General features: G+C 41.3%; 1 protein-coding gene and 1 pseudogene. Both read right to left on the bottom strand.

The genetic code is table 11. From position 1 onward, the window contains the following. Positions 1-1009: ATP-binding protein (locus AB4496_RS11160; protein WP_372130967.1), on the bottom strand; the 1009-nt coding region annotated here is incomplete at its 3' end. 3 nt (positions 1010-1012) lie between these two features. Further along, positions 1013-1261, bottom strand: a pseudogene (locus AB4496_RS11155) (SIR2 family protein); the annotation flags it as partial.

Here is a 1261-nt window from a genome sequence, read left to right as displayed (position 1 = left end):
CATCTAAGCAAAATGGTCTTGGTTTATCTCTGTCAAACTCAAGGATGTCTGATGTGTCTTTTTTATCACAAAGGTTTGGATCATCATGGTTTTCTAGTTCTTTCAATATGTCGGTAGCAAACTCTCTAGGGCACGGTTGCACAATGCCAGCCGCAACCAGACGAGCATGTGTTAAAGCTTTTTGAACGATGTTGTTTTGGCTAGTAGCACTTTCTTCAGTCTTGCCAACTATCAAACTAGTAAATTCATCGCTTGACATTAACCAGTATGGTAACTTTATCTGCTCTTGCTTATCTTCACCTACTGCGATGTCATATGCTCTATACTGTACAGCCCTTTCACTGAATGCAGCGCCATATTCGCCATGTGGGTCAATTACAACTATTTGTGGAGAGAAGTTCTTTTCTCCACTGTTATGCTCCAAAACACTATGAATTATTGCTGCGACAGTTCCCGACTTCCCTGAACCTGTTGAGCCTAATACTGCACAGTGCATTCCAAACATTTTATTTATATTCGCTCGGCAAGCTGTTGACTCTGATGCGCTATATACCGCAAATGGAACTAATGGATCTACCTTCTCTTCTCGTTCACCTTCAGCAGAACGATAAACACATGAAATCTCATCGTTTGTTAATAGAAATACGCCTTGCTGAGGTAGTGGGTATGTCTTAATACCTCGCTTAAAGGACAGCTGGGAACTAGAGTTATTCCAACTACCTTCAGCCAATAGCTGCACTTCCATTAGTCGTTGGTCAGAATCAGTGCTTATAGGCATACCAGCCTCTAGCAACTCTTCAGAGCGCATTCGAAGCATTGTAACTAGACCGAAAATAACCTTTCGACCATAATGGATCTTCACCATACTGCCGATTTGTCCTATGGGATAAACTCGACCGTTGAAAGTTCTAGTTAACTCAGAGATTTTATCTGAAATTTCAACTTTGATACTCGTCCCAGAGACCTCAACAACTTGGCCTATTTTCAGCTCATCAGTTGGTGTAAACATAATTTATACCTCACATCCATTTTTAAGTACTGATGTGACACCTTTAAATGTCCACCAATAATCATCATCGTTTTTTCTTTTATAGGGGCCTTGCTCACCCACATAGAGACCATGAAGAGATGCAATAATTACTCGCGAGCCATAACTCGACTTGCGCCATTGCTCTAGACAGGATGGAATTTCGTCTCGGCATTCAAGAAAAGCGACTAAAACGGTTCTGTTGTCGTCTTTAGATAGGGCGAACTCAATTTC

It is taken from the genome of Vibrio sp. 10N.222.46.A1 (genome assembly GCF_041473595.1).
GTDB classification, from domain to species: Bacteria; Pseudomonadota; Gammaproteobacteria; order Enterobacterales; family Vibrionaceae; genus Vibrio; species Vibrio tasmaniensis_A.
The sequence above is the reverse complement of the archived record's forward strand: the minus strand, read 5'-3'. Positions and strand labels throughout refer to the sequence as shown.